Source organism: Patulibacter brassicae, from assembly GCF_033949425.1.
In the GTDB taxonomy this organism is placed as follows: Bacteria; Actinomycetota; Thermoleophilia; order Solirubrobacterales; family Solirubrobacteraceae; genus Patulibacter; species Patulibacter brassicae.
Genome location: NZ_JAXAVX010000001.1, coordinates 813,774 through 837,163 on the forward strand (window position 1 = coordinate 813,774; position 23,390 = coordinate 837,163).

Annotated in this window: 19 protein-coding genes; 5 read left to right on the forward strand and 14 right to left on the reverse strand. The window is 72.5% G+C overall.

Annotated elements, in window-relative coordinates; translation table 11 throughout:
- The first annotated feature begins 123 nt into the window (after window positions 1-123).
- The gene (locus SK069_RS03765) at window positions 124-1,050 is read left to right on the forward strand and encodes an SDR family NAD(P)-dependent oxidoreductase (protein WP_319952844.1); all 927 of its coding nucleotides are present in this window, start codon (window positions 124-126) and stop codon (window positions 1,048-1,050) included.
- Window positions 1,051-1,561: 511 nt separating this feature from the next.
- Here SK069_RS03765 and SK069_RS03770 read toward each other — a convergent pair.
- A complete protein-coding gene (locus SK069_RS03770; protein WP_319952845.1) occupies window positions 1,562-2,794 on the reverse strand; it encodes a cytochrome P450 in 1,233 nt (410 codons plus the stop codon).
- 219 nt (window positions 2,795-3,013) lie between these two features.
- On the opposite strand from SK069_RS03770, the gene SK069_RS03775 reads away from it, so the two are divergent.
- From SK069_RS03775 to SK069_RS03785, 3 genes are all read left to right on the forward strand, one after another.
- Window positions 3,014-3,607: a TetR/AcrR family transcriptional regulator gene (locus SK069_RS03775; protein ID WP_319952846.1), complete on the forward strand. Its 594-nt coding sequence runs from the start codon at window positions 3,014-3,016 to the stop codon at window positions 3,605-3,607.
- Between the two features lie 389 nt (window positions 3,608-3,996).
- On the forward strand, window positions 3,997-5,769 hold the full coding sequence (locus SK069_RS03780) for a GMC family oxidoreductase (RefSeq protein WP_319952847.1): 1,773 nt from the start codon (window positions 3,997-3,999) through the stop codon (window positions 5,767-5,769).
- Between the two features lie 479 nt (window positions 5,770-6,248).
- Window positions 6,249-7,247, forward strand: coding sequence for an LLM class flavin-dependent oxidoreductase (locus tag SK069_RS03785; protein WP_319952848.1), 999 nt, complete (start codon window positions 6,249-6,251; stop codon window positions 7,245-7,247).
- 137 nt (window positions 7,248-7,384) lie between these two features.
- Here the strand turns inward: SK069_RS03785 and SK069_RS03790 are convergent, their stop codons facing one another.
- Window positions 7,385-7,609, reverse strand: coding sequence for a hypothetical protein (locus SK069_RS03790; protein WP_319952849.1), 225 nt, complete (start codon window positions 7,607-7,609; stop codon window positions 7,385-7,387).
- A 397-nt stretch (window positions 7,610-8,006) separates the two neighbouring features.
- On the reverse strand, window positions 8,007-9,641 hold the full coding sequence (locus tag SK069_RS03795; RefSeq protein ID WP_319952850.1) for a sigma-70 family RNA polymerase sigma factor: 1,635 nt from the start codon (window positions 9,639-9,641) through the stop codon (window positions 8,007-8,009).
- Window positions 9,642-10,003: 362 nt separating this feature from the next.
- On the opposite strand from SK069_RS03795, the gene SK069_RS03800 reads away from it, so the two are divergent.
- Window positions 10,004-11,251, forward strand: a complete 1,248-nt coding sequence (locus tag SK069_RS03800) for a PucR family transcriptional regulator (protein WP_319952851.1) — start codon at window positions 10,004-10,006, stop codon at window positions 11,249-11,251.
- Between the two features lie 43 nt (window positions 11,252-11,294).
- On the opposite strand, the gene SK069_RS03805 is transcribed toward SK069_RS03800, so the two are convergent.
- The 11 genes from SK069_RS03805 to SK069_RS03855 are packed head-to-tail and all read right to left on the reverse strand — an operon-like array spanning window position 11,295 to window position 23,389.
- On the reverse strand, window positions 11,295-12,158 hold the full coding sequence (locus tag SK069_RS03805; protein WP_319952852.1) for a hypothetical protein: 864 nt from the start codon (window positions 12,156-12,158) through the stop codon (window positions 11,295-11,297).
- Entirely contained in the window at window positions 12,155-13,504 is a 1,350-nt protein-coding gene (locus tag SK069_RS03810) for an MlaD family protein (RefSeq protein WP_319952853.1), read from the reverse strand. Before SK069_RS03810 ends, SK069_RS03805 begins: the two co-directional genes overlap by 4 nt.
- Window positions 13,501-14,769 carry an MlaD family protein gene (locus SK069_RS03815; RefSeq protein ID WP_319952854.1) on the reverse strand — a complete coding sequence of 423 codons (1,269 nt, stop codon included), beginning with the start codon at window positions 14,767-14,769 and terminating at the stop codon, window positions 13,501-13,503. Before SK069_RS03815 ends, SK069_RS03810 begins: the two co-directional genes overlap by 4 nt.
- Window positions 14,766-16,202, reverse strand: coding sequence for an MlaD family protein (locus SK069_RS03820; protein ID WP_319952855.1), 1,437 nt, complete (start codon window positions 16,200-16,202; stop codon window positions 14,766-14,768). The genes SK069_RS03815 and SK069_RS03820 overlap by 4 nt, the downstream gene beginning before the upstream one ends.
- Entirely contained in the window at window positions 16,199-17,503 is a 1,305-nt protein-coding gene (locus tag SK069_RS03825; RefSeq protein WP_319952856.1) for an MlaD family protein, read from the reverse strand. Before SK069_RS03825 ends, SK069_RS03820 begins: the two co-directional genes overlap by 4 nt.
- Entirely contained in the window at window positions 17,500-18,936 is a 1,437-nt protein-coding gene (locus tag SK069_RS03830; RefSeq protein ID WP_319952857.1) for an MlaD family protein, read from the reverse strand. The genes SK069_RS03825 and SK069_RS03830 overlap by 4 nt, the downstream gene beginning before the upstream one ends.
- Window positions 18,933-20,246 carry an MlaD family protein gene (locus SK069_RS03835; protein WP_319952858.1) on the reverse strand — a complete coding sequence of 438 codons (1,314 nt, stop codon included), beginning with the start codon at window positions 20,244-20,246 and terminating at the stop codon, window positions 18,933-18,935. Before SK069_RS03835 ends, SK069_RS03830 begins: the two co-directional genes overlap by 4 nt.
- A 25-nt stretch (window positions 20,247-20,271) precedes the next feature.
- Window positions 20,272-21,126, reverse strand: a complete 855-nt coding sequence (locus SK069_RS03840; RefSeq protein WP_319952859.1) for an MlaE family ABC transporter permease — start codon at window positions 21,124-21,126, stop codon at window positions 20,272-20,274.
- The gene (locus tag SK069_RS03845; RefSeq protein WP_319952860.1) at window positions 21,126-21,986 is read right to left on the reverse strand and encodes an MlaE family ABC transporter permease; all 861 of its coding nucleotides are present in this window, start codon (window positions 21,984-21,986) and stop codon (window positions 21,126-21,128) included. The genes SK069_RS03840 and SK069_RS03845 overlap by 1 nt, the downstream gene beginning before the upstream one ends.
- A gap of 39 nt (window positions 21,987-22,025) precedes the next feature.
- On the reverse strand, window positions 22,026-22,880 hold the full coding sequence (locus tag SK069_RS03850) for an ABC transporter ATP-binding protein (RefSeq protein WP_319952861.1): 855 nt from the start codon (window positions 22,878-22,880) through the stop codon (window positions 22,026-22,028).
- Between the two features lie 2 nt (window positions 22,881-22,882).
- Window positions 22,883-23,389, reverse strand: coding sequence for an SCP2 sterol-binding domain-containing protein (locus tag SK069_RS03855; RefSeq protein ID WP_319952862.1), 507 nt, complete (start codon window positions 23,387-23,389; stop codon window positions 22,883-22,885).
- Window position 23,390 lies beyond the last annotated feature (1 nt).

The following is a 23,390-nucleotide window of genomic DNA, read 5'->3' on the forward strand; positions in this document are numbered from 1 at the left end:
GCGACCCGGGTGTTCCGGCCCGGGAGCTCGGTTATCCGGGCCGCTCGTCCCACTCGCGAGTTAATCAGTACTAACATCGGCCTCGTCCGCTTCGGCGGGCACGTACCGACGATCGGAGATCACATGAAGAGCCTGGATGGACGCGTCGCCCTGGTCACGGGCGCCGGACGAGGGATCGGTCGCGAGATCGCCCTGCTGCTCGCCCGCCGCGGAGCGAAGGTCGTCGTGAACGATCTCGGCGGCGACTGGCGGGGCGAGGGCGCCGACGAGGGCCCGGTTGCGGACGTCTGCCGCGAGATCGCCGAGGCCGGCGGGACGGCGGTGGGCGACGGCGGCAGCGTGAGCGACGTCGACGACGCGGCGAGGATGGTCCAGCGCGCCATCGACGAGTTCGGGCAGCTCGACATCGTGGTGAACAACGCGGGCATCCTCCGGGACAAGATGGTGTTCTCGATGTCCGACGACGACTGGGACGCCTGCATCGCCGTGCACCTCCGCGGACACTTCCTCGTGACCCGCGCCGCGTGTGCCGCGTGGCGCGCCCGCGCGAAGGAGACCGGCGCACCGGTCGACGGCCGCGTGCTCTGCATGACTTCGGAGGCCGGCCTCTACGGCAACGTCGGACAGGCCAACTACTCCGCCGCAAAGGCCGGCATCGCGTCGTTCGCCGTCACCGTCGCCCGAGAGATGCAGCGCTACGGCGTGACGTGCAACGCGATAGCGCCCCGGGCCCGCACGAGGATGACCGAGGGGACCTTCGGCACGCTCCCCGGCGGGTCGGGCGGCACCGACCCATGGGGGCCCGCCAGCGTCGCCCCGATCGTCGCGGCGCTCGCCGGGCCCAACGGCTCCAGATACACCGGCCAGGTGTTCGTGTGCGGTGGCGGCGTGGCGCAGGTGATCGCCCCGTACTCCGTCGCAGCAGAGGTGTCGTTCGGCGACCAGCCGGAGGTGGAGGATCTCGAGGCGTTCCTCTCCGATTCGCTGGGAACGCAGGCCGGCCCCGCGCCGTTCCCCGACCTCGGTCTCACGCCGGTCAACCGACCCTGAGGGGTCGGCAGCGTCCTCGCCGGGCGCCTCGTCGGATCCGGGTCCGGACCCGACGAGGCCCGGCTCGACACCGGGCTACGCGGGGTCGGGTCGGGCCACCGGCCTCTCGGACCGGTCGACCGTCGAGGACCGCCGGTCGGCGACGTGGTGCGTCGACAGACCCGTCGCCGCGGTGGCCGCCGCCACCGCGGGCCAGGCGCCCACCCACCGGGAGACCGGGTGGGACACCGCGAAGGCCCCGACGTAGACGCCCGCCAGGCCGACGGCCGTCGCCGGCCCGTGATCGCGGTGCCAGCTCGCGGCGCACCATCCGAGTCCACCGATCATCGCTGCGACCGCCCCGGACGAGGTCCTCACGCGCGAGGCCAGCACGTAGCTGGTCAGCATCGAGCCCGCGGCCACGTGTGCGGTGGCCCGCTCCGGCCCGCCTCCCGCGTGCGGACCGCCGGTGCGTCCACGGGACCTCCGTCCGGTCGGACCGACCCGCTCGAGCACGCTCCGCACGGCCAGGTCAGCCGTGGAGACGGACGGGGAGCGTCCGAAGCTGACTGGAGAACTGGGACACGACGTAGGTCGGCTCGCCGCTGATGGTCATCTGCGGGAACCGTCGCACCGTCTCCTCGACCAGGATCCGCAACTCGAGCCTGGCGAGCGCGGTACCGAGGCAGAAATGGCGTCCGCCGGCGCCGAAGGCCTGGTGCTCGGGGTTGCGGCGGACGTCGAAGCGGTGCGGGTCGTCGTACCGCGACGCGTCGCGGTTGGACGACGGGTACCAGAGCGCGACCTTGTCGCCCGCCTTGATCTGCGCACCGTTGAGCTCGACGTCCTCGGTCGCCGTGCGACGGAAGTGGGCGAACGCGGGGAACATCCGGAGTGCTTCCTCGACGGCGCTGGCCGCGAGGGACGGGTCGTCGACCAGCAGTCGCCACTGGTCCGGGTTCTCCATCAGCAGGCGCATCGCCGAGGTGTAGGTCGCCTTGGTCGAGTCGTTGCCGGCCGCCATCATCAGGACGAACCCGGCGAAGATCTCCTCGTCGCTGAGCGTGTCCCCGTCGATGTCGGCGTGGACGAGCACGCTCGTCATGTCGTCCGTCGGCTGCTCCCTCCGGGCGGCCACCAGCCGCATGCACTTCTCGTACATCTTCGGGATGTCCTCGGCCACGAGGGCCTCGAGGCCCTTCGGGTTCAGCGAGGTGTCGCCGAACCCGAGCAGCTGGTTGATCGCCTCGGCCCACGGCTGGTCGTCCTCCGGGTCCAGGCCCATGAAGCCGCCGATGACCCGGGAGACGACGGGCTGCGCGACGTCCACGACGAGATCCGCGTGGTCGCGACCCTCGAGGCGGTCCATCGCAGTGGCGGTGATCTCGCGGATCGCCGCCTCGTGCGCGGCGATCGCCTTCGGGGTGAAGGCCTTCTGGAAGAGGTTCTTGATGCGGTCGTGCTTCGGCGGATCCATCCCGATGAACATCCCCTGGACGAGCGGCACCGGGATCGCCTCGTCGGTGATGATGATGTTCTGCGCCGAGGAGAACCGTCGCCAGTCGCGGCTGACGGTGTGGATGTCCTCCGCCCGGGTCACCGACCAGAAGCCGGCATCGTTGGGCGACTGCTTGATGCCTGCGCTCCAATGCACGGGGCACTCGTCGCGGAGGCGTTCGAAGACCTCGTGGGGCGGACCGGCGAGCCACAGCTCGTCGTCGGCCACCTGCAGGGTCTGGAGGTCCGAGGGCACGGCGTTCGACATAGCGTCGAACGTACCGTCGAGGCGGCGGCAGGTCAATGCGGGCCCGATCGCCCTCCCCGACCGCCGAGGGCCGTGCGGCCGGGGACGTCGGCCCGCTGAGCGGACGGGCGGTCGCCCGGATCGCGGTCGCGCGCGGTGCGGGCGCCGGACGCGATCCCGTGTCCGTGGTCGCGGCGACGGGCCACGCGGCGACGGGCAGCCGTTGGCTAGGCTCGGCCGATGGTGTCTCTGTCCCGGCGCGACGATCCAGACGCCCGGGGCCGGGGCGAGACGCAGATCATCGACGCCGCCATAGCGCTGATGGACGAGGGCGAGTCCTTCGCGAGCATGACCGTCGCGGCGATCACGGCGCGAGCGGGCCACACGCGGACGGGGTTCTACTTCTACTTCCGCGACAAGCGCGACCTGCTGATGGCCGCGACCACCCGACTGGTCGGCGGACTCTTCCGCGACGCCCACCGATGGCTCAACGGCTCGGGTGGCCTCGAGGCCCTGGCCACGACCCTCGAGGCGATCCTCGTGGATTACCGGAGGTCCCAGGCGCTGATCCGCGCCCTCGTCGAGGCCACGAGCTACGACCACGTGATCGCGGCCTACTGGCATGCGGAGCTCGAGCGGTTCATCGACGCGGCCGAGCGCCAGTTGCCGACCACCTACGTCGGGACGACCCGCCGCGGTGTCGCCTCGGCGCTCGTCTGGATGACCGAGCGGACGTACTACCTCCGCATCCTCGACGACGACCTGACGGGCGACGAGGTCGCCGTCCGGTCCCTGCTCGCCATCTGGTCGCGGACGCTCGAACTCGAACCCTGACGCGCCCGCCCCGGTCTCCGGACCGCGGCGACGCGACCCTCGAGCTGCTCGGGCCCCCGACGCCGTCCGGGCAGCGTCGATCCGGGGCGATCTCGCCGACGCGGTCGGCGCGGTCGCAGACGAGGTGGTCGCGCTCGCCGGTCCACCGGAGGAGGTCCGGCGCGAAGCGTCGTCCGTCGTCCTGCTCCCGTCGTCCGGTCCACGGCCCGATCGATGCCGCCGGTCCGTCGCCCCGCCGAGGACCTGGACGTGGCGAGGGTTGACGGCGCGGTTGACGTCGTGTGAACCCGGGGGTAGCGTCGTCTTCGGTAGGGAGGCACCGAGAACCCCGCCCACGAGCACCGGCCGCCCCGCGCCGTGCCCGTCCGCCCCGAGAACGAAGGACCCCCATGACGGATCAGCGCATCTCGTACGACACCGACTGGCTGGTCATCGGCTCCGGCTTCGGGGGCAGCGTGTCCGCGATGCGTCTGGCGGAGAAGGGCTACGACGTCACGGTCCTCGAACGGGGCGAGCACTTCCGCAACGAGGACGAGATGCCGACGTCGTCGTGGGACCTGAAGAAGTGGCTCTACATGCCCCGGGCCGGGCTCCGCGGCCTCTTCAAGATGACGTTCTTCAAGGACGTGTTCGTCGTGTCGGGCGCCGGCGTCGGCGGTGGCTCCCTCGTGTACGCCATGACCCTCTACGTCCCCCCGCGTGCCTTCTTCGAGGACCGGCAATGGGCCGGCATGGCCGACTGGGAGGCGGAGCTCGCGCCGCACTACGAGACCGCCCAGCGGATGCTGGGCGTCACGGACGTCGTCGAGGACGACCCCGCCGACCAGCTGCTGAAGGAGTACGCCGGCGAGATCGGCGTCGGGGACACCTACCGCAAGGCACGCGTCGGGACCTACCTCGACACCCCCGGCGAGGAGGTGCCCGACCCGTACTTCGGCGGCGCGGGTCCGGCGCGGACGGGGTGCTCGCGGATCGGTCGTTGCATGCTCGGCTGCCCCCAGGGCTCGAAGAACAGCCTGGACAAGAACTACCTCTGGTTCGCCCAGCGCGACGGGGCGACCGTCCAGCCGGGCCGCGAAGTCGTGTCGCTGCGACCGGTCAACGGCACCGACGGCGCGGACGGCTGGGACGTCGTGCACGAGCGGACCGGGCGCCGGCGGCGCAAGGACCGACGCACCATCCGCGCCCGTGGCGTCGTGATCTCCGGCGGGGCGCTGGGCTCCAACGAGCTGCTCGCGCGGTGCAAGCTCCAGGGCGACCTCCCGAAGCTGTCCGACCGCCTCGGCCATCTGGTCCGGACCAACAGCGAGGCGATCCTCGTCGTCACGGTGCCCGAGGGGCGGGCCGAAGCGCTGACCAAGCGCGTCGCGATCACGTCGTCGATCTACCCGGACCCGCACACGCACATCGAGACGGTCACCTACGGGGCCGGCGGTGGAGCGATGCGCAACCTGTTCACAGTGCTGACCGGCGGCGGCAACCGGGTGACGCGACCGCTGAAGTGGCTGGGACAGCTGATCCGCCATCCGCGCTGGACCGCCGAGCTGATGCTCAAGCCGCGGTGGGGCGAGCGCTCGGTCGTGGTCCTCGTCATGCAGTCGTTGGACAACTCGATGCGGCTCACAGCCCGCCGCCGCCGCGACGGCCGCGTCAGGATGCAGACGCGCCAGGACCCCGACAACCCGAACCCGACCTTCATCCCCGCGGCGAACGCCTTCACGGAGTGGCTCGCCCGGAAGACCGGCGGCGTCCCGGGATCCGCGGTGCCCGAGGCGCTGCTGTCGATCCCGACGACCGCCCACATCCTCGGTGGTGCCCCGATCGGGTCCTCCCCCGAGCGCGGGGTGATCGACGAGCAGCATCGCGTGTTCGGTTACGAGAACCTCCTCGTCTGCGACGGTGCGGCCATCCCGGCGAACGTCGGCGTCAACCCGTCGCTCACGATCACCGCCATGACCGAGCGCGCCATCGACCACATCCCCGCGAAGGACCCCGGCGCGAAGGTCGCCCACCGCGGGCGCGTGGCCTTCGCCGGGAAGACGGCGAGCGGCGAGCCCGAGCCGCTGCCGATCTCGCACACCCTCGAGGGCGCGATCGAGGAACAGGCCGCACCGGATGCGCGCGCTGCTCGACTGCGCTCTTCCGCCGCATTGGGGAACTAAAGCCACTGCGCGGGTGCGCCGACCGGCGGACCCGCGCCGACGGCGACGCGCCGATGGACGGCGGAGGGTCGGGGCCGCGGAAACACTCGTCGTCGACGGGCTCACCGGCAGATGCCGCCGTGGACGTGCCATCGCCCAGTTGCCCGGGTAGTCCTACCCTCCATGCGTCGTGGTGGCGCCCGGCCTCCGCCTGCCGCATCGCGATGGACATGCTCGAGTGTCCGGGGCTGTCCCGTCAGGGCCGCCAGGCCGGTGCGCATCCGGCCGTGACGGCGCGCCCGCCGGACCACGGGTTTTCGTGGGCACATGGTGCATCGCGGACGTATGGTGCAGACTGCGGGTCCACGGCGACCGTCGGACAATCAGACTCGACCGCGGCGTTCCGCGCCCGACCGAAGGCCTTAGCGCACACCGCGCCTCGCACCACCCCACCGGCCCAAGCCGGTCGATACCAACCGCCCGATTGAGGAGCACCTGTGATGAAGATCCCGTCGATCGTGCTGTCCCCGACCCCGCTGCGCGAGCAGATCAGTGCCGCGAAGGCCGCCGAGGCGGCCGGGTTCTCCTCGGTCTGGACGACCGAGTTTCATCACCGGTCGGCGACCGTGCCGCTCGGTGCGATCGCGCAGGCCACGTCGACGATCGGGGTGGGGACCGCGATCGCCTACGCGTTCGGGCGCACCCCGGTGGTGCTGGCTGCGGAGATCCGCGACCTCGACGAGCTCTCCGACGGTCGACTGCGATTCGGGCTCGGGACGGGCACCACCCGCATGCAGCGCGACTGGCACGGCCTCGACGGCCAGCACCCCGCCCCGCGGATGGAAGAGCTCCTGCCCCTGGTCCGCAAGCTCTGGCGCTTGCACGAAGGCCCGCAGGCACAGGAGGGCCGGTTCTACCGCGTCGACGTCAAGCCGACCGCCCCGGTCGACCCGCCGCTGCGTCCCGACGTGCCGCTCCTGATGGCCGGCGTGAACGCCCGCATGATCCAAGCCGCCGGCCGCGTCTCCGACGGCCTGATCGGCCACCCCCTCTTCACCGACCGCTACATCCACGAGATCGTCCGCCCCGCCCTCGCCGACGGCGCGGCGCGCACCGGCCGGGACGCCCCACCCCTGGTCGGCTACCTGACCTGCTGCATCAACGAGGACCGCACGGTCGCCCGCCAGCAGGCCGCCGCGGTCATCGCGTTCAACAGCACCGTCAAGACCTACCGCGCCATCCACGAGCTCCACGGCTTCCTCGACGCCGTCGACGCGGTTCGCACAGCCTGGGCCAACGGTGACTTCCCCGGCATGATCGCCGCCGTCACTGACGAGATGATCGATACCATCGCCCTGGCCGGCACCCCCGACGAGGTCAAAGACCGCTACGCCACCCGCGCCGCCGTCTACGACGACGTCCTGCTCTGGCCGCCAGCGTTCGCAGGCGCCGACGCCACCCGCGCCGTCATCGACACCCTCGGTCCCGCCAACACCTAGCGCCACGGCAAACCGGGCGCGCACTACGGCCCCTGGCCTCCCGCGCCATCCAGCGATCAGAGCACCGCCACACAGCGGGCAGCTTCGCACCGACCGCCGCCCCGCGGTCGATCCGCGGCGAGGCCCTCGCGGCGGGCTCAGGCGACCGGCGCGGCCCGAGCGGTGCCGACCGCTGCCGCGACCCCGCCGCGCCAGACCGGTCCGTGCCCGGTGGCGACGGTCCGCGCCCCGGTGGCCTCGAGCGCGTCGAGCGTCCGCCGGTTGCGCTCGCTGTCGACGGTCGCGGCGCGCGCGACGATCCGCGGATCGCGCCGCCCGGTGTACGGATCGAGCGTCACGAGCGCGTCGCCGTCGCAGGGCACCGGTGAGCGAGTGCCAGGACGCGGGCACGCCGCAGTCCACGACGGTGATCCTGCCCTCGGCCTCCACGCGGTGGACGCCGGGAGCGACATCGAGCTCGAGCACCCCTCCGGCCTACCCCGGTCCCGGCCGCGGGACGCGTCGCGCCCCGGACGCCGGCCTCGCGGCGGCGCGGGAGGCGCGGGAGGCGCGGGGGCGGTGCTCGCCCGAGAACGGCGAGCACCGCCTCCGCTGTGCATTGGCGCCGGCGCGGGTCAGGGCTTGCGCTCCTCCGGCCGGCGACGAGGAAATCGCCGGCGACCCGCGGTGACGCCGAGGTGGCTCTACCCCCGAGATCGCCGCCGGCAAACCGCTGGGAGAGCGCCTGCGCGCCAGGTTCGAGCGGACCGCGCGCCGGGCTCAGGCGACGACCGCGTCCGGTCCGTCGAGCGTGGCGTCGGCGCCGGCCGCGGCGCAGGGCCGCATGTCGACCACCGCCTGCCCAAGGGCCTCCACCGCCTCGAGGTCGGTCCGCAGGACGCTCGTGCCGAAGACGATCCGGTCGACGAGCCGGGTGTCCAGGCGGGTGCGCAGCGCCGCCGCCGCACGCCCGGCGGCGCGCTGCAGCTCGTCGTCGAGGACGCCGGGCAGCAGCACGAGCAGCTCGTCGCCGCGCAGCCCGCCGGTGACGCTGGGCGGCAGGAACAGCTGCTCCAGCACGGCGAGCGTCTCCCGCCGGCACAGCGCGCGGTCGGCCGCCGACCGCTGGCGCGGCAGCAGCAGCACGAGCACCCCGACCTCGCGGTCCAGGGCGACGAGCTGCTCGGCGCGCGCGGAGAGCCCGTCGCGGTCCAGGGCACCGGACGCCTGCCCGCCGGCCGGGAGGTGCCGACGCGGCGCGCCCTGGGCGTCGCGCGCGAGCCGCTGCGCGGTGATGTCGCGGTGGTTCAGCACCGCGCCGCGCTCGCCCTCGACCGGCAGCGAGGTGACGCGCAGGGAGAACCAGCGCAGCTCGTCGGGCGCGTGGCAGGGGTACTCGATGGAGAACGTGCGCTCGTCGCCGCGCAGCACCGCGCGCAGGCCGTCGGCCACCGCCTGGGCGTCGTCGTCGCCCGCGTCGCAGACCGAGAGGTAGTCCATCCCCTCCCACTGCAGGCCCTTCCAGCGGTTGCGCTTGGCGAACGCGCGCCACGCCGCGTTCACGTGCACGAGCCGGCCCTCGCCGTCGACGACGGTGACGTGGTCCTCCAGCGCGTCCATCGCCTCGCGGAACTCGTCGAAGCCGATCGCGGACTCCCCCGGCTCGGGATGGAGCCGGCGGATCGCCTCGAGTCGCCGGCCGATCCGGCGCAGCAGCCGCGAGACCTGCATCTGCGAGACGCCGAGGCGCGCGGCGATGTCGCTCTGGATGTCGCCGTCGACGTAGCGCCACCAGACGATGTTGCGGTCGCGCTCGGAGAGCCCGCGGAGGAGCTCGCCGAGCAGCAGGCGATCGTCGGCGCGCCCGAACGCGTCGTCGGCCTGCGGCACCGCGTCCATCAGGGGCTGCGGCTCGTCGCCCCCGCCGCTCGGCGCGTCCAGCGACAGCGAGCGGTAGGCGGCGCCGACCTGGTCGGCCTCGCGGACCTCGTCGCCGCTGAGCCCGACGTGATCGGCCAGCTCGCCGAGCGACGGCCGCCGCCCGAGCTGGGACTCGAGCTGGCCCCGACCGCGACGGACCTTCGCCTCGAGCTCCTGCAGGCCGCGCGGGACGTGGATCGACCACGTCTTGTCGCGGAAGTGCTTGCGGATCTCGCCGCGGACGTGGACGCTGGCGAAGGCGACGAAGCGGAAGTCGCTCTCGAGGTCGAAGTGCTCGATGGCGTTCAGCAGGCCGATGCTGCCGACCTGCACGAGGTCCTCCAGCGGCTCGCCGTCGGCCGAGACGTACTCGCGGGCGATCGTGCGCACGAGCGGCATGGAGTCGGCGATGAGCGCGTCGCGGGCGACGGCGTCGCCGTGAACGCGGTAGCGCTCGAGGAGCACGCGGTCGCGGCGGGAACGGGAAGAGGGCATGGAGGCTCGCGTCGTTGTCGGCGTCGCGCAGCCGGCCATCGGCTCCCGACCGCAGGGTCGGCTCCGGGGTAACGTCTTCGCGGTGCTGCCCACGGCACCGCCGCTCCTCGGGCGTCGCTCCCCACGTCGATGCACGCGACGTGAGGACCGCTACCAGCCGCGCGGCGGTCCCGCTCCTCTGATCCTTGCAGAGCGCGGGGTCGGGGACAACCGGGTACCCGCGGCGCGAGGCGCGAGGGACCCCCGCGCCACCGAAGGCGCCGGCCGCCGGTCGCCGTCGCCCCGCGCACGAGAGGCATTCGCCCCCGTCCATGCGATCACGAGTTGCCACCGCACCCCCGGCGCCGGGGTAGGCTCGCGGCGTGCCCGCTACGACGCTGCGCTGGGAGACGCCGTCGACGAGGACGGCTCACCACCTCCAGGCGATCTTCGTGCGACTCGAGTCGCAGTCCGAGGAGCTCGTCGACCGGATGGTGCAGGCGATCCTCGCCTCGTCGCCGGTGCTCGCCCGCGACCCGGTGCTGACGCACTCCACGCGCGCGAGCACGGAGGCGAACGTCCGCCGCATCATCGGCGCCACGGTCGCCCGCCCCCAGGAGCCGGTCGCCGTGGACGCGCCGCCGGAGGCGATCGACCTGGCGCGCGACCTCGTCCGGCGCGGCGCGGACCGCTCGGCGCTGCTGACGGCCTACCGCCAGGGCCAGAACGTCATGTGGCGCCACGTCATGGCGACCGCCCAGTCCGAGGACCTCGACGTCCCGGACCTCGTGGCGCTGCTGGACTTCGCCTCGCGCTCGCTCTTCGGCTACGTCGACGGCGTCCTGCAGGAGCTCATGACGACGATGGACGCCGAGCGCGACGAGGTCGCCGGCGGCGCCCTCGCCCGGCGGCGCGAGACCGTCCAGCTCATCCTCGACGACGCCCCGATCAGCCAGCAGCGCGCGAGCACGATGCTCGGCTACGAGCTGGCCCGGCGGCACACGGCGGTGATCCTCTGGGCCGCGGCGGGGAGCGTCGCCAGCGGGGACCTCGAGCGGGCCTGCGGCGCGCTGGCCGGCGTCCTCGGCGCGCGGCGACCGCTGACGGTCCCCGCCGGCTCGGCCGCCGTCTGGTGCTGGATGGCCGACGTCGAGTGGCCCGACCAGGCGCACCGCGCGATCGCCGCCGTGCTGCCCGAGGCGATCCGCGTGACGATCGGCGACGCGCACCCGGGGATCAGCGGGTTCCGCGACAGCCACCGGGAGGCGCTGGACACCCAGCGCCTGGCGATGCGCACGAACGACCACCCCGCCCTGACGACCTACAGCGAGGTCCGCGCGGCGTCCCTCGCCGCCCAGGACGAGGGCCGCGCGATCGCCTTCGTCGGCGCGACGCTCGGACAGCTCGCGCACGCCGATCCGGAGCTCCGCGAGACGGTGCGCGTGTACCTCAAGGAGGACGCGAACGCCCCCCGCGCCGCCGCGGTGCTGCACACCCACCGCAACACGGTCCTCAAGCGCCTCGCCCGGGCCGACGCGCTGCTGCCGGAGCCGCTGGCCGGCCGCGGGCTCGAGGTCCGCCTGGCGCTCGAGCTCGCCCGCTGGCTGCCCTCGGGCCGCAGCCGCGAGTAGCGCCGGAGCTCGCGCGCACGATCGGCGCGGCGGCCCCGACCGCTCAGGCGCGCCGCGGCTGGGCGCGCGTGCGCAGGCGCGCGAGGCGCGACGGCGCCGGCTCGGCGGCCACCGCGGGATCCTCCCCCGCGCGCCACCGGTCCACGGCGTCCTGCAGCTCCTCGCACGCGACGAGCAGCGCCTCGCGCTCCTCGGCGGGCGGCTCGGCGTCCCAGCGCAGGCCCAGCTCGCGCTCCAGCAGGCCGCGAGCCGCCTGCAGGATCGCCCCGGCGCCGCGGAGGCGCCCGTGGTTGGCCTCCCGCACCGCGGCCGCCAGCAGCTCCTCGCCCTCGAGCAGCGGCAGCTCCCCGGCGAGCGCCCGCGCCACGACCGCTCCCGGGCGAGCCCGTTCGCTGGCGTTGCGCCGACGGCGACGGCCCCCGGGCGTGACGTCGAGCTCCTGCTCGTCGCGCTCCCCGTCGGAGAGCAGGTCGCCCGGCAGGCACCCGACCGCGACCTGCTCGAGGTCCTCGAGCGTGAGGTCGATCGCGTAGGGATCGCGCTGCACGACGCGGTACGCCCGCAGCGCGCGGTTGAGCACCGCGAGGGCCGCCCCGACCCACTGGTCGACCTCGTCGCGGTCGCCCTTCCACTGGCGGCGCTGCGCGGCCGCCTCGTCCGGGCGCAGGGGCTCGCTCGCGCGCACGAGCGTCGCCACCGCGACGCCGTCGCGCGTCCCGTCCGGGGCGCCGAGGCCCACGAGCAACGCGTCCGCACCAGCGACGCCGCGGGCGACGCCGGTGAAGCGGTCCTCCTCGGACGTCGGCTCCCCGGTCGGGATGACGTAGCGACCGGGCTCGATCGGCAGCGGCCGATCGAGCACCACCCGCACGTAGGCGAGCGGCGCCTGCCCGGTCGCGTCGCTCATCGCGATGCGACACCCAGCGCCGAGGGATCCTGGTCGACCTTCGGCGGATCGCCCTGCAGCGGCGTCGGGTTGCCCCGCGTGCCAGGCGCCGGGTAGCCGTTGAAATCGACCTTCAGCAGCGGGAAGAGGCCGCCGACGGTGGTCAACGCGTCGACCGCGCCCTGGACGCCCTTCGGGAGCCCGGTGACGGTGTAGGGGCTGACCATCAGCATGATGCGTCCGACGTAGCCGACGGCGTCCTTCGTGCCGGCGGCCGAGCCGAGGTTCGCGAAGACCGTACCGAGCTCGCGCGAGTACGGCTTGACGTAGCGTAGGAAGGGGTTCGCCTCGCGCAGGAACGAATCCAGCGGCGGGACGATCCGCTTCGCCTCCGGCCCGAACGCCGTGAGCTTCGCGAGCATCGGGTCGGCCTGCTTCGACAGGCCCGGCAGGATCGAGACGACCTGGCGACCCGCGGCCGAGGAGCGCTCGAGCCGCGCGGTGACCGCCGGCAGCGCCTGGGCGGCGACCCGCAGGTCCGCGACGACGGAGGTGTTGCGGCCCGCGACCTCGCCGAGGTGCGTGGAGGTCGCCTTGACCTGCCGCAGGGCGTCCGGCAGGGCGTTGAGCGCGGCGCCGATCTGCTGGTCGCGCTCGGCGGCGGCCCGCGCGGTGGCCTCGGCCTGGATCGCCAGGCGTCGCACGTCGGCGGTCCGGTTGGCGAAGGCCTGCATGAGCTGCCCGGTCTGCTCGATCGTCCGAGCCAGCTGCGGACGCTGGTTCTTCAGGATCTCGTCGATCTCGGTGACGCGGTCGAAGGTGTTCGGCAGGCTGCCGAAGAGCCGGTTGAGCTCGGGGCCGCGGTCGCCGAGACCCCCGCCGATCGTCGAGAGGTTCCGCTGGACCGAGGCCCGCGTGCGCTCGTCCAGGCCCGAGAGGATCTGGTCGAGCTGGACCGCCTCGCCGGCCTGGGTGACCGGCAGCGTGCCGTCCTGGGGCAGCTCGCCGGTCTTCCGGTCGCCCGGGTCGATGTCGAGGTAGTTCTCGCCGACGAGCGTCTTCGTCCGGATCCGCACCGTCGCGTTGCGGTACAGCGGCCCCTGGTCCTTGTCGACCTCGAAGCTCACGAGCCCGAGGTCGCCGCGGCTCTGGATGTCGCGGACGCGACCGACCTTCACGCCGGCGCGGCGGACGTCGGCGTTCGGGACGAGCTGGAACGCCGTCGGCACGAGGGCCTGGGCCTTCGTCTTGCCCCCGCCGGGGATGCTGCCGCCCGCCTTGACGAAGAGCCAGGCGAAGATCGCCACGCACGCGGCGGTGAACGCGGCGATCAGCAGGAGCTTGCTGGTGCGGTGCTCGAGCTTCATCGCGAGGCCTCCGTCTTGTCGGTGCAACCGGGCTCGCGGCGGAGCACGGGGTCGCCCACTTGACCGAGCGTCAGGCTCGGGACTCCGAACGACATCTCTCCCCGTGGCCACGTGCCGCGGCTGTCGTAGAACTTCAGGACGGAGAGCGTCCAGTTGAAGAACTTCCCGGCGATGAGCTCGCACGGGACGATGTCCTTCGTCGCCCGGTCGAGGTTCGGCGTCGTCGGGGCGAGCTTCGCGAACGCGTCGCGCGCGGCCACCGAGGTCGGCTGGAGCGACTTCGCCAGCGGTCGCGCGGCCTTCACCGCCGGGCGCAGCGCCTTCAGCGACGGCGTCGCGTCCTTCGAGAGGTCCTCGAGCCCGCCGAGGCCCTTCTCCAGCCGGGCGGCCACCGGCTTCAGCGCCTGGAGCGCCGGGTCCAGCTGCGTCTGCGCGCCGCGCAGGGCCGCGAACGACGTGCGGATCGCGCTGAGCGTGCCGGGCAGCTCGCCGAGCGTGCCGGCGAGGGACTGGTCGTGGGCGGCGAGCTCGGCGACCGACTCCTGGCCGCTGCGCACGAGCTGCGTGAGCTGCCGGTCGCGGGTGTTCACCGCCGTCGCCAGCCCGCCGAGGTTGTCGACGATCCGCCGGATCTCCGTCCGCCGCTCGCTCATGACGCTCGTGAGGCGGTCGACGTGGTGCAGGAACGGCGCCAGCGCGGCGAAGCCGCGGCGCAGCTCCGGGCCGTTGCCGTCCACGCCGCTGCCGAAGTCGGAGATGAGCGACGCCAGGCGCGTGCGCGTGTCCTCGTCGAACGTGTTCAGGACCTGCGCGACGTCGACCGGGGCCTCACTGCGCTGCAGCGGCAGGACCTGGCCCTTGCCGAGCTCGCCGGCGGCCTTCGTGCCGCGCGAGTCGACCGACACGTACATGTCCTGCAGCGGCGTCACCGGACGCAGCCGCAGCCGGGCGTCGCGGTAGAGCGGCGCGTACTTCTTCTCGAGCGACAGCGTCAGGATCGCCGTGTCGCCCTTGACCTTCGCGTCCGAGATGAGGCCGACCTTCACGCCCGCGATCCGGACCTGCTGCTGGCCGGGGCGCACGCCCTTGACGTCGGAGAAGGCCACGTCGTACTTCACCGTGTCCTGCCACGGCCACTGAACCTCCTGCTTGTGCAGCAGGTACCAGGACGCCGCCACCGTCATCGCGACGAGCGCGACGAGGATGGCGAACGGGCGGCGGGCCCGCTTGATCTCCAGCAGGAGCCGGTCACTGCGGAGGTTCATCGACCACTCCTCGTCGTCGCCGCGGCACGCGCCGTGTCGCGGTCCTTCACCGCCGACCTCGCGGAGGCACCGGAGCGCCCCTTGAGCGAGGACAGCGCGCTGGCGCCGGGGAAGCCCTGGCCGGTGAAGGCCTGGAGGATCCGGCTGAGCGCCTCGCAGTTCACCTTCTCCTCGGGCGAGGCGCTCGGGTCGCCGAGGCGCGTCACGCACGGCGAATCGAGGAGCACTCGCTCGGAGGGAGCCGCCTGGAAGTTGAGCATGAAGCCGTTGGCGTCGAGCGGCGAGGCAGCCGAGCTCACGGCACTGAAGAACGCTCCGATCGCCGTGTAGTTCGGGAGCTTCGTGTCGCTGTCCTTCGACGCCAGCCACGGGAGCAGGTCGTCGTTGGAGCGGTCGACCGTGGGCTTCAGGCCCTCGATCGTGGCGATCGCCGGATCGACGGTGCCCGCGAGCCGGGTGGCGGCGGGGCGCAGGTCGCGGAGCGTCGGCTCGGCGTCCTCGAGGACCTTGTCGAGCTGGACCATCGCCGGCTTCGCGGCCTTCGCGGCCGCCGGGATCGCCTTGGCGCCCGGCTGGAGCTCCTCCGAGAGCGGATCGAAGATCCCGAGGGTCGTCCGCAGCCGCGCGTAGGTCGCGGTGGCGTCGTCCATCGTCGCCGGCGCCTGATCGAGGATCGACCCGATCGCGTCGCTCTGCGCCGCGGTCACGCCGAGGGCGACGCGACCGTCGTCGACGAGGCCGGCGAGCTGGTCGTCGCTGGCGTCGAGCGCGCCGAGCAGCTTGCTCGTCTCCTTGACGACCGTCGTGAGGTTGCCCGCGCGGCTGCCGCGCAGCGACGCGAGGCCGGTGCGGGCGTTGCGCAGTGCCGGACCCGCCTCGTCGATCGTGCGGTTGATCGCGTCGGCGTTCTTCGTCCCGTCGTCGAACGCCGTGATGATGTCCTTGATCGCGCGGCGCTGGTTGCGGCCGTAGGGCTGCAGCGCCTGGTCGGCCTCGACCTGGACCTCGGTCCGCGCGAGCGGGATGTCGCCCTGGAGCGGCGCCTTCGCGTGGCCCGGCTGCAGGTCGACGTACATGTTGCGGCCGAGCAGCGTGCGCCAGTAGACGCCGGCGCGGGCGTCGGCGCGCAGGTCGATGTCCTGATCGGAGTCGATCCGCATTGTCACGTCGGCACCGCCGCCGGGACCGGTGTGGCGCTCGACGTCGGTGACCTTGCCGACGCTCACGCCGGCGACGCGGACCTCGGCCCCGGACTGGATGTGCGAGGCGTCCTGGAACCGCGCGGTGACCTTGTCGCCGCCCTCGGGCAGGAACGGGATCGAGCGGGAGTACCCGGCGTACAGGAGCACGACCAGGATGGCGGCCAGGATCACGCCTGCCCGCAGCGGCCGCGGGCGGTGACGCCCCGGCCGGTAGGCGCGGAAGATGCTCATCGGCGTCCCTTCGCGTCGTCCTTGACGGTGCACGGCGCCGGGTACGGGTTCGACGCCACCGAGCCGAACGCTCCGGTCGCCCCTCCGACTGCCTCGTCGCTCAGGAGGATGTTCATGCGCAGGGCGTTGATCGGCCCGATCTCCTTCTCGCCGCCGGGGATGCCGAACCCGAGCATGCTGCCCCAGGTCTCGGCGAAGTACGCGATGTCGCACTCGTGCTCGCTGAGCCGATCCATGATCGGCAGGCTCGTCGCGAGGCCCTGGCTGGCCGCCGGCAGGATCGGGTCGATCGTCCGCAGGAGGTCGATCGTCGGATCCGTGGCCTCGTCGACCTTCGTCAGCGTGCTCCGCGCGGCCTTCAGGCCGGGCGATGCCTCGTCCTGGAGCCGGCTGAGCTCGCGCAGGCCGGCGGGCGCCGGACGCAGCGCCGCGAGCGACGTACGGGACAGCGCCCGCACCTCGCGCAGCAGCGGATCGGCCTGGCGCATGCCGGCCTGGAGGCTCGCCAGCGCGGCGGGCGCCTCGCGCAGCGTCTCCTTCAGCGCTTCGCCGTTGTCGGCGAACGCGTCGAGGGCGACGCTGCCCTGGCCGAAGCCGCGACGGATCGTCTCGCGGACCGGGTCCGCGGCCGCCGCGGCGCCCTCGGAGCCGGCGATGAAGCCGCGCGCGGCGTTCGGCCGGTCGTTGATCGGCTTCGCCAGGCGGGCCATGGCGTTCAGGCCCGGCGCGCCCTTCTCGAGCAGGTCGCCGATCGACTCGCCGCGGCCCGCGACGCCCCCGCCGAAGCCGGCGAGCAGGTCCTGGACGCGCTCGCGCCGCTCGGCGTCGAGCGTGTTGAGGGTCGTGTCGAGCTCGGTGGCGGCCGAGGTCTGGGTGGCCGGGATGAGGTCGCCGTCCTTCAGCGGCTCGCCCTTCGTGCCGGGCGTCAGCTCGACGAACCGGACGCCGATCGGCGAGCGCGGGCGGACCCGCACCGTGGAGTCGGAGCGCAGCGGCTCGACGTCGGGGTTCATCTGCAGCTCGACGACGGCCTTGCCGTCGACGACCTTCGGGCGCAGGACCTGGCCGACGTTCCGGCCGCCGATCCGCACCTGGTAGTGGCCCGTCAGGTTGTTCGCGTGGTCGAACGCGGCCTTGACGGTGAAGTACTTCTTGCCAGGGATCGAGTTCGGGGCGTTGTAGCCCACGAGGAACATCACGACGACGGCGAGGATGCCGCCGACGCCGATCGTCCAGAGGACGGGCCGCGGGAGGTCGCGCGATGCCGCGCGCCCTCGCCGCGGAGAACGGTTGCGGCTCATCGCGCCCCCAGTCGGTCGAGCAGTCCGGTCACGAGCTCCCTCGGTGCCTCGGTCAGCCAGGACGAGCGGTCGGGCGTCGTCGGCGTGGCCGCCGCGGCGCCGGTGCTCGTCGTCGTCGCCGCACCCGTGCCCTGGCCGTCGCGCTCGAGCTTCGGCGCGGCGCCGCGGCCCGGCGCGCGGCGCGCCAGCGGGGTGCCTTCGGCTCCCGGCGACGGACCGGGGTCCTGCGGCCGGTCGCCGTCGGGCTTCGTCGTGATGCCGTCGACGAGCCGCGTCAGCAGCTCCTCGTCCGGGATCACCTCGAGTCGGAAGATATGGCCGACGCCGTCGCGCACCTGGATCGTGCGGGCCCAGCCCTCCAGGACCCGCAGCAGCGGGTTGGTCTGGTTGGCCAGCGCGCTGCTCAGCGGCGTGAAGAACGTCGAGAACCGCTCGAGCTCCCGCGCCGGGGTCTCGAGGCGCTGGACCGGCGGGGTCGCCTGCTGCCCGAGCTTCGTGATCGCGGGCGCGACGTCCTTCGCCGTCTTCAGCGTGGGCGCCGCGTCGCTGGCGAGCTTCGGCAGCCGCTCGAGCGAGCCGGCCAGCGGGCCGGCCGTCCGGCGCAGCTCCGCGGCCGCCGGGGTCAGCCGGCCGCTCGCGGTCCGCAGCGTCTCGAGCGTCGCCCGCAGCTGGCGCAGGGACGCCGGCGCGGCGTCGAGCGTCCGGCCGAGGTCCTCGCGGGCCGCGGAGGTGACCGCGAACGTCCGCTCCGCCGAGCCGATGAGGTCGGCGAGGTCGGTGCGCCCCGCGTGGAACGACGTCAGGACGCGGTCGCCCTGGTCGGCGAGCCGCCGCAGCTGGTCGCGATCGGCCGCGAACGACGCGACGAGCTTGCGCGCCTCCCGCAGCGTGGGCGGCATCCGGTCGAGGATCGCGTTGAAGTCCTCGGAGCGGCCGGCCATGCCGATGCCCGCCTCGTTGATGAGGACGCGCATCTGCCCGCGGGTCGTCGGATCCAGGGTGTTGAGCACCTGGTCCAGCTCGACCGGGGCGTCGGTCCGCGACGCCGGGATCGTCGTCTCGGACGGCTCCTGCCGCTCGAGGTCGCCCGGGTTCAGGTCGACGTACTTCTCGCCGAGGAGGTTCACCGGCCGTGCGTCGGCCGTGGCCCCGGCGCCGACGAGCGTGTTGCCCTTGCCGGAGTCGAGCTTCATCGTCACGAGCGCGGTGTCGCGCGGGGTGAGCTCGATGTCCGAGATCCGGCCCGCCGGCACGCCGCCGATCTTCACGTCGGAGTTCTTGCGCAGGCCCGCGGCGTCCTTGAACTCGGCCTTGACGACGTAGGCGTCGTCGTCGCCCGAGGTGGAGACGAGCACGGCCGCGACCGCGACGCCCGCGGTGACGGCGCCGACGGCCACCACCCGCGAGGCCCGGTTGGGAGAGGGACGGCTCATGGCTTCTCCGGGTCCTTGGTCGCGTCCAGGGCGTCCTTCGTGATGCCGCACTCGGGCAGGAACTGCGGCTTGCCGGCGTTCAGCCCGGGTGGCCGCGGCATCGCGTACCTGTAGTCCGCGAGCCCGAGGTTCGAGAGGCTCGTGAAGAGCTCCGAGTTCGGCAGGAACCCGTTGACCGACGTCGCGCCCTCGCGGAGATGGATCCGCGGGTAGTGCGCGACGGTGTCGTAGTTCTGGGTGAAGCCGCCCCAGGTGCTCGCCCACCCCGCGATCTCCGGCGCGTACGGGCGGATGCAGTGCATCGCCGGCGCCAGCTGGTCGACGGCCTTCGCGGCCGGCGCCATGAACGGCGTCGCGACGTCGAGGAGCTTCGAGAGGTCGGGCGAGACGTCGCGCACCGTGCGCAGCGTGCGCGCGGCGGTCGGCGCGGTGTCCTGCAGCTGCACGAGCGCCGGTCCGGCCTCGCGGGCCAGCGAGGGGAGCTCCTTGGCCCCCGGCTGCACGGCCTGCAGCAGCGAGTCGGCCTTGTCGAGGCTCGTATCGAGCCGCGCCATGATCGACTTCGTGTCGTCGAGCATCGGCGCGAAGCGGTCGAGCGACGCGCGGATCTGCTGGGTCCGCGCCCCGAAGGCGCTGAACGTCTGCGCCGCGACCGAGACGAGGTCGGAGACCGTCTCCTGCCGGCGGGCGAGCGTCCCGGTGACCCGGTCGCCGTTGGCGACGAGGCCCTGGAGCGCGTCGCCGTCGGCCGCGAGCTCGCCGAGGACGCCGTTGACCGTCTCCGTCGCGCCCGGCGCGCTCTTCAGCGCGGACTTGATCCGGGCCTCGCGGCCGTCGACGGCGTCGGCGGTGCCCTGGGAGGCCGCACGCAGCCGCTGGCGGGTCCTCGCGTCGAGCGTGTCGAAGATCTCGTCGAACTCGACCGGGGTGATCGTGTCCTTGCGGGCGATGATCCCGTTGTCGGGGATCTCCGGAGCGTTGGTCGGACCCGGGTGCAGCGACACCGAGCGGGTGCCGTTGCCGACCGTGGTGCCGAACCGGATCTCGGCCTTCGTGCCTTGGTGCAGCGGCCACGCGGAGGAGTCGGAGATGCCGAGGTCGACCAGCGCCTGGCCGTCCTCGTACTTCACCTTCTCGACCTTGCCGACGTCGACGCCGTCGATCTGGACGTCGAGGCCGGGGACGAGGCTCACGCCCGAGGAGAACGCGGCGCGGACGGTGTGGTCCTGCTTGCGGGTCTGGAGCACCCACCAGGCGAACGCGACGACGAGCGCGGCCAGGATGAGCACCCAGGGGCGGTCGAGGACCACCCTGCGAACTGCGTGCATGTGGTGTTCAGCCTCCGACCGGCATGGACGGGTTCAGACCCCAGAAGACCATCGTGAAGGTCGACCCGATGACGTGGACGAGGATCAGGTTGAGGATCATCGACCGTGCGGTCGCGGTCCCCACCCCGACGGGCCCACCACGGGCGTTGTACCCGTAGTACATGGCGACCAGCACGATCGCGATGCCCATCACCATGATCTTGATCTCGGAGTAGAAGAAGTCCAGCGGTCTCAAGAAGAGGTAATGGACGCCTTCCCAGCCTCCCAGGGAGACCTCGCCGATCTGGTTGATGATGATCAGCTGGTTGGCGAGGTTGTGGAAGGCCATCGCCACCATGTAGATGAGCGGGAAGGCGATGATGCAGGCCATGAGGCGCGTCGCCACGACGTAGCGCATGGGGTTGATGCCCAGCGACGACATGGCGTCGAACTCGTTGTTGATCCGCATCGATCCGAGCTCGGCCACGAGGCCGCACCCGACCTTGGCGCTGATGATGTACCCCCACATGTAGGGGCCCATCTCGCGGATGCCGCAGTAGGCGGTGAACACGCCGGAGTAGGCGGTCGCGCCGTAGCCGCGGAGCACGTAGTTGGCCTCGGTGGCGCACTGCATGCCCATGACGAACTGCATGAGGCAGACGACCACGAGCGAGCCGGTGACCAGGATGCCGACCTGGCGCAGGATCTCGGACGTGTAGCGGAACACGCCCCGCAGCTCCGCCATCGCCTGACCGGAGAAGGTCGCGATCTGGCCGAGCTCCTGGAGCACGCCGCGCACGGGGCCGGCGAGCCCTTCCTTGAAGCGATCGCCGTCGGTGGGGCGCCGCCCGCGGGGCGCCTCGGCGTATCCGGGGGCAGACATCAGTGGAGGTTCCCGGTCTCGGGGAACGCGGCCAGCAAGGTCGTCGTGAAGACGAAGTTGAAGGCCCAGATCCCGACGAAGGACATGACCACGGCCTGGTTGACCGCGCGACCCACGCCCTCTGCTCCACCCTTGACGGTCATGCCCTTGTAGCAACAGACCGCGGCGATGATGAAGCCGAAGAGGCTGGTCTTGATGATGCTGCCCAGGAGGTCGGGCAACGTGAAGTTCGAGCTGAACGTGGCGAGGTAGCCCGCCGACGTGTCGCCGAAGACGACGACCGCGGCGAACCAGCCGCCGAGCACGCCGAAGACGATGGCGATGAGGTTCATCAGCGCGGTCACGAGGCCCAGCGCCAGGAACCGCGGCACGACGATCTCGCGGACCGCGTCCATGCCGAGCACGGCGAGCGCGTCGAGCTCCTGACGGACCTTGCGGGCCCCGAGGTCGGCGCAGATGGCGGTGCCGCCGACGCCGGCGACGACCATGCCGTTGATCCACGGGGCGAACTCGCGGACCGAGGCCATCACGAAGAACGCGCCGAGGCGGTCGACGGTGCCGAAGACGTTGACGAGGTTGCCGCCCTGCAGGCCCGGCGCGCCGAACCCGAAGAACGTCGTCGAGATGACGACGGGGAAGAAGCAGCGCTTGATGACGAGGACCGTCTGCTCGATGAACTCGCCCTTCCAGCTGAAGGGGGGCACGACGCTCATGCGCGCCGCGCGGAACGTCATCAGCAGGACGGCCGCGATCTCCTCGAGGATCGCGGCGATGCCCGTGCTCTGCTTCTTGCCCGGTGGCGGCGCGACCGGCTGATCCGGCGTACCGGGCAGCGTCGGCGGTTGCACGACGGAGCTCATGGGCGACCTCCGTTCTTCGCGTGGGGACGCACGTCGCTCCTACTCCATCCCGAGGGGGCCGCCGGGGTTGCCGGCCAGGAACTGCCGCACGAACGGATTCGGCGACTCGAACATGTCGTCCCGATCACCGGACTGCACGATCCGGCCCTTCCACAACACCGCGATGTACTCGCCGATCCGCCGCGCCGACGCGATGTCGTGCGTGATCACGATGTACGTCCCACCGTTCTCCGCATGGACCTTCTCGATCAGCTGGCACAGCAGCGCGGTACGCACCGGATCGAGACCCGAGTCCGGCTCGTCGAACATCACGATCTGCGGATCGAGCACCAACGCCCGGGCGAAGCCGGCGCGCTTGCGCATGCCGCCGGAGAGCTCCGACGGCATCCGCGTCTCCGCACCGTTGGCGAGACCGACCTCGTTCAGGCGGCCCATGACGATGTCCTTGATCTGACGCTCGTCGTAATCGGTGTGCTGCCGCAGCGGGAACGCCACGTTGTCGTAGACGTTCATCGACCCGAACAGCGCACCGTCCTGGAACAGGATCCCGAACTTCTTGCGCATCTCCAGCAGCTCGGGCATCGTCATGTTCGGCACCGACTGGCCGTGCACGAGGATGTCGCCCGCATCGGGGAACATCAGCCCGATCAGATGGCTCAGGAGCACCGACTTGCCGGTGCCCGACGGACCCAGCACGACGGTGATCATGCCCTCCGGGATCCCGACGTTCAAGCCGTTCATCACCCGGTTGGACCCGAACGACTTGTACAGATCGATGCACTCGATCGACCAGAAATCGCCCGGATTCTCCTGCGGCACCGCGATGGCACCCTCGTGGTAGTCGTAGCCCGAGGCGCGATCGAGCAGCGCGGCGGTGTTCGGATCGACGCTCATGCTCAGATCTCCTCGTGGTTGGTGCCCATCTCGACGGGCGGGTTGACCATCGCCTGCATCACCGGCAGCACGCGCAGGAACTGCCGGATCGGACCGCGGTAGGTCGCGCGACCGGTCGCGATCGCCATCGCCGTGCGCAGCTTCCCCTCGGCCAGGCGCGCGACGTCCTCCGTCGCGAGCCCCAGCTCGGTGTCCGCCGGGCCGTCCTCCAGCAGCTCGAAGCGGTCGTTCTGGCACTCCAGGACGACGGCCTCCTCCGGGAGGTCGAGCGCGTAGAGCCGCACCCGCACGCCGGCGCGCGACATCCCGTGCGCGACCGCGGGGTCCGCGGCGGCGTCCTCGAGGACGCGCATGAGGCTCTCCCACGCGTCCTGCGCGCCACTCGGTGGCCGGTCGCCGCGCGGGGCACGCGCGGGGCGATCGGTCGGTCGGTCGGTCGTCGGCGCGACGGCGGCCGTGCGGTCGTCGTCGGCGGGGGACGACGAGCCGAAGCTGAACGGGGTCTTCACG